The sequence below is a fragment of the Microbacterium sp. ZW CA_36 genome, assembly GCF_044987475.1.
GTDB lineage: Bacteria > Actinomycetota > Actinomycetes > Actinomycetales > Microbacteriaceae > Microbacterium.
Window position 1 is genome coordinate 1 of sequence record NZ_JBJDRL010000079.1, and the last position, 14,865, is coordinate 14,865.

The window sequence follows — 14,865 nt, forward strand, 5'->3', positions numbered from 1 at the left end:
TGCCGGCCCTGCGCCGCGCACTCGCCGGCAAGGCGACCCTCGTCGTCGTCGAGGGTGTGGACGCGCTCGACGCCGCCGAGCGCGACCAGGCGGGCGCGCTGCTGCGGGATGCCGCGGCGCAGTGCGCTCGCCCTGCTCGCCGACGCGCACCGCCCCGAGGTGTCCTCGCTGACGCTGCGCTCGGGCGCTCCCCTGACCACCCCCACCGCAGAGGTGAACGCATGACCCCGAACTGGATCACCACGGCCGTCGAGCGCGCGCGCTCCCGCCGGCCCGTCACGTGGCTGACGCTCGTCGGCGTGCTGCTGCTGCCAGTCGTGATCGGCGGCATCCTGGTCGCCGCGCTGTACAACCCCGTCGAGCGGCTCGACAGCCTCACTGCCGCGATCGTGAACGAGGACGAGCCCGTCACCATCGACGGGCAGACCGTGCCGCTCGGCCGTCAGCTCACCGCCGGCCTCGTCGAGGGATCTGACGAGCTCGACAGCAACCTCACCTGGACGATCTCGAACGAAGAGGATGCCGAGGCGGGCCTCGCGGACGGCACCTACGCCGCGGTCATCACGATCCCCGAGAACTTCTCGGCCGCCGCGACGTCGACGGCTCCGGGATCGACGCCCGAGCAGGCGACCATCGAGGTGACGACCCCGCCCGACAGCCTCATCGTCGATGACGCCATCACCGCGCAGGTGGCGACAGCCGCCGCCTCGACCATGGGCACGCAGCTGTCGAGCGTGTACCTCGAGAACGTGTTCCTCGGCTTCACGACGCTGGGCGACCAGCTCGGCACGGCGGCCGACGGCGCCACGCAGCTCGCCGACGGCGCGAGCCAGACCGCCGACGGCGCGGCACAGCTGCCGGACGGCATCTCGCAGCTCGCCGATGGCAACACGCAGCTCGCGGACGGAGCCTCGCAGCTCTCTTCCGGCCTCGATCAAATCGCCGAGGGCATCGGCGGCGCCGCCGGCGGGGCGAACAGCATCGCATCGGGTCTCGACTCGGCGGCTACCGGCGTCCAGAACCAGGATCTGAAGGATGCCGCGAACAAGTCGGCCAACAACGCCTCGCAGGCCGCGACCGAGACCGCTGCGCTCGCGAAGACGCTCGGCGGCCTCGCTCAGCAGCTCGGCGCGCTCGCGGCGCAGTGCGTCCCGGCAACGCCGGAGGACACCTCCTGCGATCCGATCAACGGCGCAGCGGCTACCGCCGCCACCGCGGCGCAGAGCGCCGGAACGGCCGCGACGAGCGCCGGGACCGCCTCCGCCTACGCGGCGCCCACGGCGAGCGGCATCACCGCTCTGATGGACGAGACGAGCGCCGGCCTCACCCAGGCGGCGAACGGGACCCGCGATCTCGCGAGCGGTCTCGTCCAGCTCCAGTCCGCGACCAGCCAGTCGGCGGACGGCGCCAGCGGTCTCGCCGACGGCTCGACGCAGCTCGCCTCGGGCGCGACGCAGGCCGCCGACGGTGCGACGAGCCTCGCCGACGGGGTGGCCCAGCTGGCGACCGGCACGTCCGAGCTCGCGAGCGGCCTGACCACGGCATCCGAGTCCCTCCCGTCTTACACCGACCAGGAGGCGACCGATCTCGCCTCCGTCGTCGCCGACCCGGTCGAGGCCGACGGCGTGGGCACCTCGCTCTTCGGTGCGTCGGCGGTCCCCCTGCTGGCGACCCTCGCGCTGTGGTTCGGCGGGCTCGGCACGTTCATCGCGCTGCAGGCCGTGTCGCGCCGCGCCCTCACGTCGCGCCAGCCGTCTGCGGTGCTCGCACTGCGGTCGTTCGCCCCGGCGGCCGGCCTCGGCGCGCTGCAGGGCGCGCTCGTCGCCGGCGTCGTCCAGCTCGCCGCGTCGTACGGCTGGGCCGAGTGGTGGGCGCTCGCCGGCGTCTGCGTCGTCGCGGGCATCGCGTTCGCCGCCGTGAACCAGGCGCTCGTCGCTGTCTTCGGCGGCGCCGGCCGCTGGATCTCGGCGCTCATCGGCGTGCTCACGGTCGCGACCGGCGTGGTCTCCACCGTGCCGGGTGCGCTGTCGAGCATCGCGGGGCTCATGCCGACGGCCCCGGCCTACAACGGCATGCTCGCGGCCCTCACCTCGGCTTCGGGGCTCGGGGCGGCGTTCGCCGGGCTGATCATCTGGACGTTCCTCGCGCTCGTCGCCACGATGATCGTCGTCGCCCGCCGGCGCAGCACCTCGGCGCGCGCCCTGCTGAGGGCGACGCCCGCCACCGCCTGATCCTCATGGCTCGAGCCCGCTCGACGTGTCGACCGGGCTCGAGCTGTGCCGGGCAGGGGTTGCCCCAGGCCCCGCCGGACGCGATGATCATCGCGTGGCCACCCCCTCTGCCGCGGCCCCGCAGTCCGGATCCGCGCGCTTGCCTCCGCGCTGGTTCATCCGCACCGCGTGGGTCGTGCACCGCGCCATCTACAACGTCACGGGCGGCCGCCTGGGGCTGCGGCCGCCGAGCTCGAAGGTCTGGGGCATGATGCGCCTGCACACCATCGGCCGCCGCTCGGGTGCCCCGCGCGCCGCGATCGTCGCCTACGTCGAGGACGGCCCGAATCTCGTCACGATGGCGATGAACGGCTGGGGCGACCCGCCGCCGGCGTGGTGGCTGAACCTGCAGGCGCGGCCGACGGCATCCGTCGATCTCCCCGGCGAGCGACGCGACGTGATCGCACGCGAAGCGCAGGGTGCGGAACGTGAGCGCCTCTGGGAAGTGTTCCGCTCGCTCGAGGGTGGCGACGACCTGGACGCCCTTGCCTCTCGGCGCAGCCGCGAGACGCCTCTCGTCATCCTGGAACCCGCCCCGGGGACGCGCTGAGCCGCAGGCATTCCGTCCGCGGCATACGGTGTGGACCGGGCCTCGGCCGTGACCGGCCGTGACCTGGTCAGCTCAGGCCGGAGTAGGCGTGCAGACCCTTGAAGAACATGTTGACGATCGTGAAGTTGAAGATCACGGCGGTGAAGCCGATGATCGACAGCCAGGCCGAACGCGAACCGCGCCATCCGCGGGTCGCGCGCGCGTGGATATAGCCGGCGTAGAGCACCCAGATCACGAAGGTCCACACTTCCTTCGTGTCGAAGCCCCAGTATCGGCCCCACGCGTCGTTGGCCCAGATGGAGCCGGCGATGAGGGTGAACGTCCAGAAGATGAAGCCGAGGATCGCGAAGCGGTACGCCAGCGACTCGAGCGCCTCGGCGCCCGGCAGCGTCCGCAGGAATCCCGGCCCGGTCTTGGCGGTCGACGCCGCGGAGGCGTCGGCGTCCTGGACACGAGCAGCGGCGGCGATCCTCGCCTCTCGCCGCGCCTGCATCAGCTGCAGCACCGACAGGCCGAAGGCGAGCGCGAACAGGGCGGTCGCGAGCGACGCGACGAACACGTGGATGACGAGCCACACCGACTTCAGCGGGTCCATCAGCGGCACGATGTCGGTGTAGAACCAGATCGCCGTGCCGCCCAGCAGCACGACGACGAGACCGGTGATGAAGGTGCCGAGGAACCGCAGGTCGTAGCGGAAGAGAACGCCCAGGTACACGGCGACGATCAGGAGCGTCCCGGTGAGGGCGAACTCGTACATGTTCGACCACGGCACGCGGCCGGCGGCGATGCCGCGGGTCACGTCCCCGCCGAGATGGAAGAGGAAGCCGAGGACCGTCAGCGACGTGCCGATCCGGGCCCACACCAGGCGCTGGCGGCTGCCGACGCGGGCGTTGAGCGCCTGCTCGGATGCCGTCTCCTGCGCACGCATCTGCTCGATGATCCCGGTGCGCCCAGAGCCGCCGCCGGCACCGGCCGCGACGAGCTCGCGGTCGCGGGCGGTGTGGGCGGCGGCATCCTTCGCCTCCACGGCGACGGCGCCTCGACGCGCCAGATCGACCGCGTAGGCGATGAACGCGAGCGCGTAGATCGCGATGGCCGTCCAGACCAGCAGCACCGAGACGGAGTCGAGGGTGAGGGGGGAGGCGTCGGGCATGATCCTCAGTCTACGTCGGGGGTCGAATCGGGCTGGAGGGGGCGGTCGCCGGCCGATTCACGGCCGGCGAGCGACGCGAGGTGCCGCTGCGCGAACTGCGAGACGGCCCCCTCGAGGGCGGGGTCCTCTCCGCGAGCAAGCCCGGCGTACTCGAGCTGCACGGTATGCCCCTGCGGCATCGCCCTCACCCACATCCGCCGGCGCGGGACGAACAGCGCGGCGAGGAGTCCTGCCGTCGCGAGGATCGCGAACACCAGCACCCAGGTGGCGGCGGCATCGCGGTGGACCGACAGCGACACGTAGCGCTTGACCGAGTCCTCGAACCCTGCCGCGCCTTCGGGGGCCTCGTTCTCGAAGGTCACCGTCCCGAGCCCGTCGGGCAGGTCCACGGTCTCTCCGGGCTTCAGCGCGAGGGACTGCGTGCCGGACTCGCCGCCGGCGAGCTGCGTCATCCCCTCGGGGTCGAGGGTGTACACCGACCGCGGGATGCCGCCGTCGATGCCGAGGTCGCCGGCGTACACCCAGAACGTGAGCATCGGGTACTCGAGGTCGCCGTAGACCGAGGTGAAGGCGCCGTTGGAGAGCTCCTGCGCGGTCGGATAGAAGAAGCCCACCAGGCCCACCTGCTCGCGCAGCCCGTCCGGCACCTTCACGACGCCCTGCGACGTCATGTTGTTGTCCTGGGGCAGGAAGGGCACCGGCTCGGAGAACACGACATCGCCAGCGTCGTCGCGGATCGTGATCGTCGGCGCGTATCCGTTGCCCATCAGGTACACCTTGTCGCCGGCGATCTGCAGCGGGTGGTTGACGCGCACCTCGCCGGTTCCGGGGTCGGCGTCGGGGAACTGCGTGGTGAGGTGGGCGACGAAGTCGCCGGCCTGCCCGGCGCCCTGCTGGCCGGGGGTCACGTACGACAGCGAGAAGTCGTCGAGCGTGAGCGCGTAGGGGGTGAGGGCGTCCTCGTCCACGAACCGGCCGGGGTTGAACGAGGTGTAGTCGAGCATCGTGTTGACCCACGTGCGGCCCTCGATGATGACGGTCTGCCCGGTATAGGTGAATCCCCCGCCGATGCCGACGGCCAGCAGGACGCCGACGAGCGACGCGTGGAAGACGAGGTTGCCGGTCTCGCGGAGGTAGCCGCGCTCGGCCGAGACCGAGAATGCCCGGGCGCCGTCGTATCTCGCCACGCGGTAGCCGGCCTTGCGCAGCTGCTGCTGCGCGGCCGCGACGGCCGTCGCGGCATCCGCGTCGTCCTGGCATTCGAGGATCTCGGACCGGTGCACCTCCAGCCGCGACAGCCGCGCGGGCGTGCGGGGCGGCTGTGCGCGCATCGCCTTGTAGTGATGCTTCGTGCGCGGGATGACGCAGCCGACGAGCGAGATGAACAGCAGGATGTAGATCGCCGAGAACCACGGCGAGGTGTAGACGTCGAACAGGCTCAGCTTGTCGAGCACCGGTGCGAGGTCGGCGTTGTCGACGAAGTACTGGCGCACGCCGTTGGGGTCGGCGCTGCGCTGCGGCACGAGCGACCCGGGCACCGCCGCGATCGCGAGGAGCAGCAGGAGCACCAGCGCGGTGCGCATCGACGTGAGCTGGCGCCAGCCCCAGCGCAGCCAGCCGACGACGCCGAGGGCGGGCTGGGTGATGCCGTCCTGAGCAGCCGCGGGGTCCGCGGAGTCGGCGTGATCGGCGGGACGCAGCATCCCTTCGACCGGGGCGGAGGCGTCCGCCCCCTCGGTCGCCGAGCCTTCCGGAGCGTCAGAGCGGGGCCGGGACACTGGAGAACACCCCCTGGAGCTGGGCCATGACGGCGGTCCACACGCCGGTCACCATGAGGAGGCCGAGCACGATGAGCAGCGCACCGCCGATGAGGTTCACCACGCGGATGTGGCGGCGCACGAACGACACGGAGCGGGTCGCCCACCCGAAGCCGAGCGTGAGGAGGAGGAACGGGATGCCGAGCCCCAGCGAGTACGCCACGCCGAGCAGCGCCGCGCGCGCCGCCGACCCGGAGTCGAACGCCATGGTGAGGATGACGGCGAGCGTGGGTCCGATGCACGGCGCCCAGCCGATGCCGAGCGCGACCCCCAGCAGCGGCGCGCCGATCAGCCCGAGACTGCTGCGCACCTGCGGCCTCGTGATGCGCTGCGCCCTGCCGAACCAGCCGATGAAGACGAGGCCCATCGCGATGATGACGACGCCGAGTACACGGGTGATGAGGTCGGCGTACTCGAGGAGGAAGCGCCCGAGCGTGCCGCCGAGCATCGCCACGCTGACGAAGACCACGGTGAAGCCGGCGATGAACAGCAGCACGCCGAGGACGAGGCGCCCGCGACCGGGTTCGATGACGTCCGCGGGTTCGGCGCGTTTCGTCTCGCTTCGCTCGCTCAACGACCGGGGGGCGCCGGTCGCCGAGCCGTCTCCGGTCGCCGTGCCTGGCGAAGCGCCGACCGCGACCCGCGCCGGACGCGGGCTCACGGCCCCGCCGATGAAGCCGAGGTAGCCGGGGACCAGCGGAAGCACGCAGGGCGAGAGGAACGAGATGGCGCCGGCGAGGATCGCGATCGGGATCGCGATGAGCAGCGAGCCGTCGGCGACCAGCGCGCCCAGGTTCACGACTCCTCCAGGGTCTCGCGCACGATGGTCTCAAGGATCGACGCGTCCTCGATCTGCCCCACCAGGCGCGCGGCGACGCGGCCCTCCTTGTCCAGCACGAGCGTGACGGGGACCGCATTGAGCGGGCTCTCCCCCGCGAACGCGAGCTTGATCGACCCGTCCTCGGTCGCCAGGGCACTGGGGTACGAGACGCCGTAGGTGTCGGCGAACGCTCGCGACGCCTCGGCGCCGTCGTAGAGGTTCACGCCGAGGAAGGCGACATCCTGTCCCTCGAATGCGGCGTCGGCCGCCGCGAGCTCGGGCGCTTCGACACGGCAGGGCGCGCAGCCGGCGTACCAGAAGTTCACGACGAGCACGTCGCCGGCGTAGTCGGCGCTGGAGGTCGTGCCGCCGGTGTCGAGCACGCCTTCGAAGTCGACCGGCTCGCTGCGCTGGTCTGCCGAGATCTCGACGACGCGGAAGCCGTCGGCGGCGACGAAGCCCTTGTTGTCACCGGACCGGTACTGGTCGGCGAGAGGGTCGCTCGTGCACGCGGCGAGACCGGCGATCAGGCCGACGACGAGGAGAGCGGATGCCGCCGCCTGCGTCCTGCGCCGCTTCCCGCTCCGCTCCCTCAGCGACCGCCGACCGGTCATACCGCCCCCACATCCACCGCGCCGGCCGTCGACGCCGGCTCGGCGTAGGCGGTCTCGGTCCACTTCTTGTCGACCATCTCGAAGCTCGTCACGCTCGACAGCGCGCAGCGGCGCGCGCGGGGGTCGTGCCGCAGCGGCAGCCCGGCGACCGCGAGGTGGGTGATCCAGATCGGGAGCTGGTGCGACACGATGACGACGTCACCGGAGTCCGCGGCATCCCACGCGTGCGTCATCGCCGCGTTCATGCGCCCCACGACGTCCGCGTACGGCTCGCCCCAGCTGGGGAGCGCCGGCTTGCGGAGGTGGCGCCAGTTCCACGGGTTGACCATGGCGATCGCCATGCGCTTGCCCTCGAAGACGTTGGTCGGCTCGATGACGCGCTCGTCGATGACCGGCGCCATGCCGAAGATCTCGGCAAACGGCTCGGCCGATTCCTGCGTCCGCTGCAGCGGCGAGCACACCAGCGCCGAGACGGGCCGGTCCAGCGACTTCACGTACTCCGCCGCCTGCCGGGCCATGCGGCGGCCTTCTGCGCTCAGGCCATAGCCCGGGAGTCGCCCGTAGAGCACGCGGGCGGGGTTGTGAACCTCCCCGTGGCGCACGAGATGGAGGCGAGCTGCGGGCACCGCCCCAGTCTACGTGGGCCTCATCTGTGGGCCGGCTGAGCGTGCTCCCAGGTTCGCGGCACGCGCGGCGCCTCGGGCGGAGTCGGATTCAGTCGAGCTCGGGCTCACCGCGGGAATCGCGCGCGGCGAGCGCCTCGCGCACGCGCGCCGCGACGAACCACAGGACGGCTGCCGCGGCGACGGCGATGACGGCGTACTGCAGGATGTCCGCGTACCGCTCGACGATGTGCCAGGACTCACCGAGGAAGTATCCGGACAGCACGAAGATCGAGTTCCACAGCAGGCTGCCCGCCGCCGTCAGGAGGGCGAATCGCCACAACGGCATGCGCGTGATGCCGGCGGGGATCGAGATGAGGCTGCGGAAGATCGGGATCATGCGCCCGAAGAACACCGCCTTGCCGCCGTGCCGTTCGAACCAGGCGACCGTGCGATCGATGTCCTCGGGCTTCAGCAGCGGCACCTTCGCCGCGATCGCACGCAGCCGGGCGACGCCGAGCCAGGCACCGAGGCCGTACAGCAGCAGCGCCCCGATCACCGATCCGGCGGTCGTCCACACCAGGGCCTCGACGACGGTGAAGGAGCCACGGCTCGCGGCGAGCCCCGCCATCGGCAGGATCACCTCGCTCGGCAGGGGTGGGAACAGGTTCTCCATGGCGATCGCGATGCCGGCGCCGGCCGGTCCGATCACGTCCATGAGCGAGACCGCCCAATCGGCGAGCGTGCTCAGCCACGAGCCGTCGGTCGTCGTCGCAGTCGTCATTCGTCGGATCCCCGTCCGTCCGTCGGCACCTGGTGGCGGCGGCCGCGACCGTTCGGCGCGACGGGTCCACGCTACGGAAGAAGGATGAACGGAACCCGGGTGCAGACCCCCCGAAGCCGATGGGGTCTGCCGGAGTCTCCTGAGACCGGACGCTCAGCGGGCGCAGGCGCCCGGATGCCTAGGCCGCCGCGCCGCGGCTCGCCCAGAGCATCCCTCTCTCGATGATCGTGCGCACGCTGACGTCGCGCAGGACCCTGAGATTGTGGCCCGGTGCGGCGACGAAGACCCGGCCCTGACCCCACTCACGCGTCCACACCGCGGGCGTGGTGACGGGCCGATGCCACGGACGGTGCGGCCGCACGGGGAGCGTGCTGGTCGCGAGCACCTCGTTGAGGTCGTCCGTGAGCACCCAGTACTGCTCGGTACGCAGCGTGAAGTCCTCGAGTCCCGACATGATCTCGTGCGAGCGGCCGATGTCAGTCACATCGACCGTGTAGCAGACCGTCTCGTCCGGGCGGTCCTGCTCCTGGGCATCGGCGCCGGCAGCCGGATGCGTGGCGAGCTGGCCGCCGATCAGCTGCAGGTAGTCGGAGCTGTTGCGGTAGGAGTCGGCGATGCCACGGTGCCAGCCGGCGAGCCCGGTGCCCCGCTCGACCGCCTCGCGGAGTCCTCGCAGCGCCTCGTCGGAGATCTCGCAGCCGGTCACGCACTGCACGACGAGATCGATCCGCGCCATCTCCTCGCGGTCGGCGTAGATCGCGTGGGACTCCTCCACCCTCACGTCGAAGCCGTGGTCGTCCAGGAACGACCGGAACATCTCCGTCGCCTCGACGATTCGATATCCGTCGCCGCCCCCGCGGACGATGAGGGCGCGCCGCGCGCTCACGGCCGGACCTCGGTGCGTGCGACGCGAGGTCGGCGGCCCGTGCAGCGGGCTGCGGCCGGTCCGGTTCGCGGTCTCGTCATCATCGACTTCATCCCTCCACATCGACGGGCAGGTGCAACGTCGACAAACGATGCCACCGACGCATTGCCGGGCGAACGCAATTTGCGCAAAATGGGACCCATGCCACCCGCAGATCGCGTCACCCTGACCGCCGTAGCCGAGCGGGCCGGGGTGAGCATCGCCACGGCCTCGCGAGCTCTCCGCGCGCGCGGGGAGATGGCCGCCGAGACCCGCGCACGCGTGCTGCGCTCGGCGACCGAGCTCGGATACCGGCCCGCCGGGCAGGTGCGCGGGCGCCCGCGGCGCGGCACGTCCCTGATGTTCGATCTGGTGCTCGGTCACTTCCACGACCCGTACACCGAGGAGATCACGGCGGGCGCGCGCACGACCGCCTCGCAGCTCGGCTTCGACCTCGTACTCACGGCCGAGCGGGAGGATCCCGCCGAGGACTGGCCCGCGCGGATCCGGTCGCGCGGCTCCGCGGGGGTCATCGTGGGACTCATCGTGCCGACCAGCACCCAGATCGCGGCGATGCGCCGCGCCGGCATCCCGCTCGTGCTGATGGAGCCCCCCTCCGAGGCGTCCCGCCCGCTTCCCAGCGTGCGGACCACCGATCGCGCCGGCGGCGAGGCCGCCGCCGAGCACCTCGTCGAGCGCGGCGCGCGCCGATTCATCGTCATCGGCGGCGCCCCTTCCTACCGGTACGGACGCGCGCGCGTCGAAGGCTTCGCGAGCGCGCTGCAGAAGATCGCCCCGGACGCCGAGTTCGTGCGGACGAGCGCCGACTGGAGCGCATGGGACGCCCGACGGGCATGCGCGCGCGCACTCTCCGAGCTCGGCGGCGAGGGGCCGGTCGGCGTGTTCGCCTGTTCCGACGAGATGGCGGCCGGCGCCTACCGCGCGATCTCCGACAGCGGACGAAGCATCCCCCGAGACGTCCTCGTCATCGGCTTCGACGATGTGCGCGGCGCCCGCTGGCTGCACCCCCCTCTTACCACCATCCGCCAGCCGATCCGCGAGATGGCAGCCGCCGCGGTGCACATCCTGGCCCGCGCCGCGGCGGGCGAGTCGGTGGAGACCGAAGCTGTGGTCATGCCGACGGAGCTCGTGGAGCGCGGGTCCACGCGCCTGACGCTCAGCGACTGACCGTCGAGCGCACCGGGAAGTAGATCGAGAACCGCTGGTCGGTCACCTCGTGCAGCGGCAGGAACCGGATGGCGGCATCCTGGCCGATCGAGCGATACCGCACGAGCCATTGCGTCCACTGGCGCTCGTCGTCGGGCGCGAGCATCGTGGTGGGATCGCCGGCATCCCCGTGAAGGGCGACTTCGCGGTCGACCAGACCAGCGAGGACGACCGGGCCCTCGACGAAGGCGATCGTCGAAGGCTCATCGGGGATCGGGACCGCGCGCAGCGCCATCGGGAACTCGAGGTCGATGCGGGTCTCCCCGCCCGGGTGTTCGACTTCGAGCCAAGAGCCCGCGCGGCGCCACCGGACGGACGTGCGGACCTCGGGATCGCCGTCGGTCCACGCCGGCACGCGGAGCCTCACACGCACGGCATCGGTCCCGTCGGAAGTCACTGTCACGCGCGTCCGCAGCGCTCGAGGGCGGCGACGGTCGCCACCAGGACCGTCGTTCGCGTCCGGACCGACATAGCCGGCGTCATCGAGAAGCCGGATCTCGACGCCGACTGCGCGCCCGGCGACAGCCGCCTCGGCACGGACCGGCAGGTACTGCGCCACGGTCACGACGTCGTCCGCGCCGGCGTATACGGCGAGCTGGGCGAGACGGGTGTGCGCCTGTACGAGAGTTCCGTGACAGCACCAGAAGTCCTCGGTGGGAGTGCCCCATTCCTTGCGGCCACCGCCCTCGAGCGGGAGGAAGTAGGCCACCATTCCGGTGTCGGGGTTCTGCTGAGCGAGCAGCCCGTTGTGGAGGTTGGTCTCGATGTAGTCCAGCGACGCGGCGGCACCGCTCCAGCGGAACAGCACATCGGCCAGACGGATCATGTTGTAGACGACGCAGTGCTCCTGGGTCTTCGGTCCGCGTCGCGCGGCGAACTCGAACGGCGGCGTCCAGATCTCGCCCGACGTCTGGCCGCCCGTGCAGAAGGTTCCCCTGCGGATCACCGCCCACTCCCAGTAGGCCTCCACGACCCGACGCCACCGCTCGTCCCCGGTCACTTCGTAGGCGCGCGCGGCGCCGAGCACCTCGGGGATGGTCGTGTTGGCGTGCATGTTGGTCAGAACGTCCTGGCCGTCCAGCAGTGGATCGAACAGCGACGCATGCCAGTAGCGGTCGAGCAGCTCCCGGTAGAGGCCGTCGCCTGTCGCCTCGAGCAGATCCGCCCAGACTTCGAGCATCCCGCCCGTCTCGACGTCCAGGATCTCCTGGAACCGCGCCGTGCCGAAGCCACGTGCCCACTCTGCGATCGTTCCCGCCGCGCGATGCGCGATCGTCAGAGCCCTGTCGTCGCCCAGGTCGCGGTAGACGTCGATGAGACCCATGAAGGTCTTGTGGATCGCATACTGCGGCGCCCACGTCTCCCGCCCCTCGCCCAGTCGGCGCAGGAACGACCGCGGTGTGGCGAAGACCCAGGCGCCGCCGTTCTCCTCCTGGCACTCGGCCAGGAGCCGGATGACGTTGTCGAGCTTGCCCCGGAGGACGGCATCGCCCGTCGCCGCCACCTCGCGTGCCGCCGCCGACATCCAGTGCCCGAGAAAGTGGCCGCGCAGGAGAGACCCAGGCGTCTCCCACCCCCAGTGACGGTCGAGTCCACGATCGGCATGCCCCTCTCGCGACGGATGCAGATGCCACAGCTGGTCGCCGATCCCCGCCTCGATGAGGTGGTTCTGCACCAGGTTGCGCTCGGTGAGCGAGACCAGATACTCGCGGTTGCGTCGCCGGCGCCGGTCGACGTCGCCGCTCGTCAGGCGCACCGCGCCGGGAGCGAGAGCGACGGCGGTGGAGGTATCGAGGGGCATGGTTCTCTCCTCTGAGATCGATCTCTGACTGTACCTCGCGATCGCCGACCCTGCACAATGGGTCTTATGAATGATGTGCGCATCGCCCACCTGTCGGCCGGCGACGTCTCGCTCGTGGTTGCCCAGCAGGCAGCGAGCCTGCCCAGGATCGTCCACTGGGGCGCTCGCATCGATGTGAGCGCCGATGATCTTCAAGGCTTCGTCATGGCGGAGGAAAGGCCTGGTCTTTCAACCGATTCCGATGTTCCGTACCACGCGACGATCCTGCCGGAGCACAGCCGCGGCTGGTTCGGCCGACCAGGGCTGAGCGCGCATCGAGCGGGTGCCGCCTGGGCTCCCCGCTTCCACGCCGCGCCGATCCGAGTCGCCGGCATGCCCGTCGAGACGGGTGTGGCCACCGTCGGCGCGGGCAGCGTCGTCGTCGACGCACGCGACGACTGGGCACAGATCGAGCTCCATCTGGAGATCGATCTCAGCGCGAGTGGACTGCTGCGAACACGTGCTCTCATCCGCAACACCGGCGAGGACGAAGCCCCGCTCGAGATCGCCGAGGTGATGCTGTCGCTGCCCCTTCCGCTGCGTGCCGGCGAGGTCCTCGACTTCTCCGGACGCTGGGCTCACGAGCGGATCCCGCAGCGGCATCCCATCGTCCGCGGCATCCACACCCGCCCCTCCCGCCGTGGGCGCACCGGCCTGGACGCCACGACGGTGATCGCCGCCGGCGTTCCAGGGTTCGCGTCGGATGCCGGCGAGGTGTGGGTCTGCCACGTCGGCTTCAGCGGGAATCACGAGCACGCCATCGAACGCGGCGACGGCTTCCTCGCCTTCCGGGGCGGCGAACTGCTGCTGCCCGGAGAGATCCGGCTCACGACGGGCGAGGAGTACGTCACACCTTGGGTCTACGGCAGCTACGGCGACGGACTCGACAGTGCGGCGTCGCGCTATCACGACCACCTGCGCGCCCGGTCGCGGTCGTCGCGACGGGACCGCCCGGTCACGCTGAACGTCTGGGAGGCGGTGTACTTCGACCAGGACCCGGCAACGCTCATCGATCTCGCCGAACGCGGCGCCGAACTCGGCGTGGAGCGGTACGTGCTCGACGACGGCTGGTTCCGCGGCCGCCGGGATGACCGCTCGGGGCTGGGCGACTGGACGCCCGATCCGGTGGGCTGGCCCGACGGCCTGCGGCCGTTGGCCGACCGCGTGCGACAGCTCGGCATGGAGTTCGGGCTCTGGGTGGAACCCGAGATGATCAACGAGGACTCCGACCTCGCCCGCGCGCATCCCGACTGGATCCTCCGCGCGCGACCGGAGCTTCCGCCGCGATACCGGTTCCAGCAGGTGCTCGATCTGACGCACCCCGAGGCATACGCCCACATCCTGGAACGGCTCGACGACCTCGTCACCTCGATCGGTGTGAGCTATCTGAAGTGGGACCACAATCGAGATCTCGTCGAGGCCGGTCACCCCGTGAGCGGCGCTCCTGCCGTGCACGAGCAGACGCTTGCCGTCTACCGGCTCATCGACGAGCTGCGGGCTCGCCACCTCGACCTCGAGATCGAGAGCTGCGCCTCGGGCGGCGGACGCGTCGATCTCGGCATCCTCGAGCGCACCGACCGCATCCATCCCTCGGACAGCCACGACCCGATCGACCGGTTCCACATCCTGCGATGGACCGGGCTTCTGGTGCCGCCCGAGATGATGGGCTCGCATGTCGCGTCGGCGGTCTCCAGCACGACGGGACGCACCTCCAGCCTGCACTACCGGTGCGCGGTCGCGCTGCTCGGCCACTTCGGAATCGAATGGGACATCCGAGGCCTCGAGGACGCCGACCGCGAGACGCTCTCGTCCTGGATCTCGCTGTACCGCAGGCACCGACGCCTCATCTCGACGGGGCGCGCCGTCGGCGGGCCTGCCGACCACTCCGCGCCCGCGGTACGAGGAGTCGTCTCGCCGGAGGGGACGGAGGCGTTGTACACCATCGTGACGCCGGCGACGAGCCCGGACGCCCTGGCGCGCGTGAGACTCACCGGCCTCGCTCCCGAGCGCCGCTACCGGATCGCGGTGGACGCGCCGGAGTCGCTCGGACCCCCGTGGCAGGTGCCGGGATGGCTGGGGGCGCCGGGTCTCGACGAGCACGGTCCTGCCCCCGTCCTGAGCGGCGCCCTGCTCAGCCGAGTCGGCCTGGAGTTCCCCACGTTCCACCCCGAGCGCGCCGCCGTGGTGCACCTGCAGGCGGCCGACTGAGGGTCACGGCGGCGCGCTCGGGGTGGAACGTGGGGAACTCCAGGCCGACTCGGCTGAGCAGGGCGCCGCTCAGGAC

Annotated in this window: 13 protein-coding genes; 4 read left to right on the forward strand and 9 right to left on the reverse strand. The window is 71.3% G+C overall.

Annotated elements, in window-relative coordinates; genetic code table 11:
• A partial coding sequence (locus tag ACI3KX_RS19960; protein ID WP_404910827.1) for a hypothetical protein occupies window positions 1-200 on the reverse strand: 200 nt, incomplete at its 3' end.
• A 21-nt stretch (window positions 201-221) separates the two neighbouring features.
• On the opposite strand from ACI3KX_RS19960, the gene ACI3KX_RS19965 reads away from it, so the two are divergent.
• Both ACI3KX_RS19965 and ACI3KX_RS19970 read left to right on the forward strand, forming a co-directional pair.
• Window positions 222-2,231, forward strand: coding sequence for a YhgE/Pip family protein (locus tag ACI3KX_RS19965; protein WP_404910828.1), 2,010 nt, complete (start codon window positions 222-224; stop codon window positions 2,229-2,231).
• Window positions 2,232-2,325: 94 nt separating this feature from the next.
• Window positions 2,326-2,820 carry a nitroreductase/quinone reductase family protein gene (locus ACI3KX_RS19970; RefSeq protein WP_404910829.1) on the forward strand — a complete coding sequence of 165 codons (495 nt, stop codon included), beginning with the start codon at window positions 2,326-2,328 and terminating at the stop codon, window positions 2,818-2,820.
• A gap of 67 nt (window positions 2,821-2,887) precedes the next feature.
• On the opposite strand, the gene ccsB is transcribed toward ACI3KX_RS19970, so the two are convergent.
• The 7 genes from ccsB to ACI3KX_RS20005 all read right to left on the reverse strand — a co-directional run bounded on the left by ccsB (window position 2,888) and on the right by ACI3KX_RS20005 (window position 9,496).
• On the reverse strand, window positions 2,888-3,973 hold the full coding sequence (gene ccsB / locus ACI3KX_RS19975; RefSeq protein WP_404910830.1) for a c-type cytochrome biogenesis protein CcsB: 1,086 nt from the start codon (window positions 3,971-3,973) through the stop codon (window positions 2,888-2,890).
• Window positions 3,974-3,978: 5 nt separating this feature from the next.
• Window positions 3,979-5,676: a cytochrome c biogenesis protein ResB gene (locus ACI3KX_RS19980; RefSeq protein WP_404910831.1), complete on the reverse strand. Its 1,698-nt coding sequence runs from the start codon at window positions 5,674-5,676 to the stop codon at window positions 3,979-3,981.
• A gap of 55 nt (window positions 5,677-5,731) precedes the next feature.
• Window positions 5,732-6,589, reverse strand: coding sequence for a cytochrome c biogenesis CcdA family protein (locus tag ACI3KX_RS19985; protein WP_404910832.1), 858 nt, complete (start codon window positions 6,587-6,589; stop codon window positions 5,732-5,734).
• Entirely contained in the window at window positions 6,586-7,224 is a 639-nt protein-coding gene (locus tag ACI3KX_RS19990; RefSeq protein ID WP_404910833.1) for a TlpA family protein disulfide reductase, read from the reverse strand. Before ACI3KX_RS19990 ends, ACI3KX_RS19985 begins: the two co-directional genes overlap by 4 nt.
• Window positions 7,221-7,850: a histidine phosphatase family protein gene (locus ACI3KX_RS19995; RefSeq protein ID WP_363354277.1), complete on the reverse strand. Its 630-nt coding sequence runs from the start codon at window positions 7,848-7,850 to the stop codon at window positions 7,221-7,223. The genes ACI3KX_RS19990 and ACI3KX_RS19995 overlap by 4 nt, the downstream gene beginning before the upstream one ends.
• 88 nt (window positions 7,851-7,938) lie before the next feature.
• Window positions 7,939-8,610, reverse strand: coding sequence for a DedA family protein (locus ACI3KX_RS20000; protein WP_349428597.1), 672 nt, complete (start codon window positions 8,608-8,610; stop codon window positions 7,939-7,941).
• A 178-nt stretch (window positions 8,611-8,788) separates the two neighbouring features.
• A complete protein-coding gene (locus ACI3KX_RS20005; RefSeq protein WP_404910834.1) occupies window positions 8,789-9,496 on the reverse strand; it encodes a ThuA domain-containing protein in 708 nt (235 codons plus the stop codon).
• 180 nt (window positions 9,497-9,676) lie between these two features.
• Here ACI3KX_RS20005 and ACI3KX_RS20010 point away from each other — a divergent pair, with 180 nt between their 5' ends.
• The gene (locus ACI3KX_RS20010; RefSeq protein ID WP_363354282.1) at window positions 9,677-10,702 is read left to right on the forward strand and encodes a LacI family DNA-binding transcriptional regulator; all 1,026 of its coding nucleotides are present in this window, start codon (window positions 9,677-9,679) and stop codon (window positions 10,700-10,702) included.
• Here the strand turns inward: ACI3KX_RS20010 and ACI3KX_RS20015 are convergent.
• A complete protein-coding gene (locus tag ACI3KX_RS20015) occupies window positions 10,692-12,542 on the reverse strand; it encodes a beta-L-arabinofuranosidase domain-containing protein (protein ID WP_404910835.1) in 1,851 nt (616 codons plus the stop codon). The genes ACI3KX_RS20010 and ACI3KX_RS20015 overlap by 11 nt on opposite strands.
• A 66-nt stretch (window positions 12,543-12,608) precedes the next feature.
• On the opposite strand from ACI3KX_RS20015, the gene ACI3KX_RS20020 reads away from it, so the two are divergent.
• Window positions 12,609-14,789: an alpha-galactosidase gene (locus tag ACI3KX_RS20020; RefSeq protein WP_404910836.1), complete on the forward strand. Its 2,181-nt coding sequence runs from the start codon at window positions 12,609-12,611 to the stop codon at window positions 14,787-14,789.
• Window positions 14,790-14,865 lie beyond the last annotated feature (76 nt).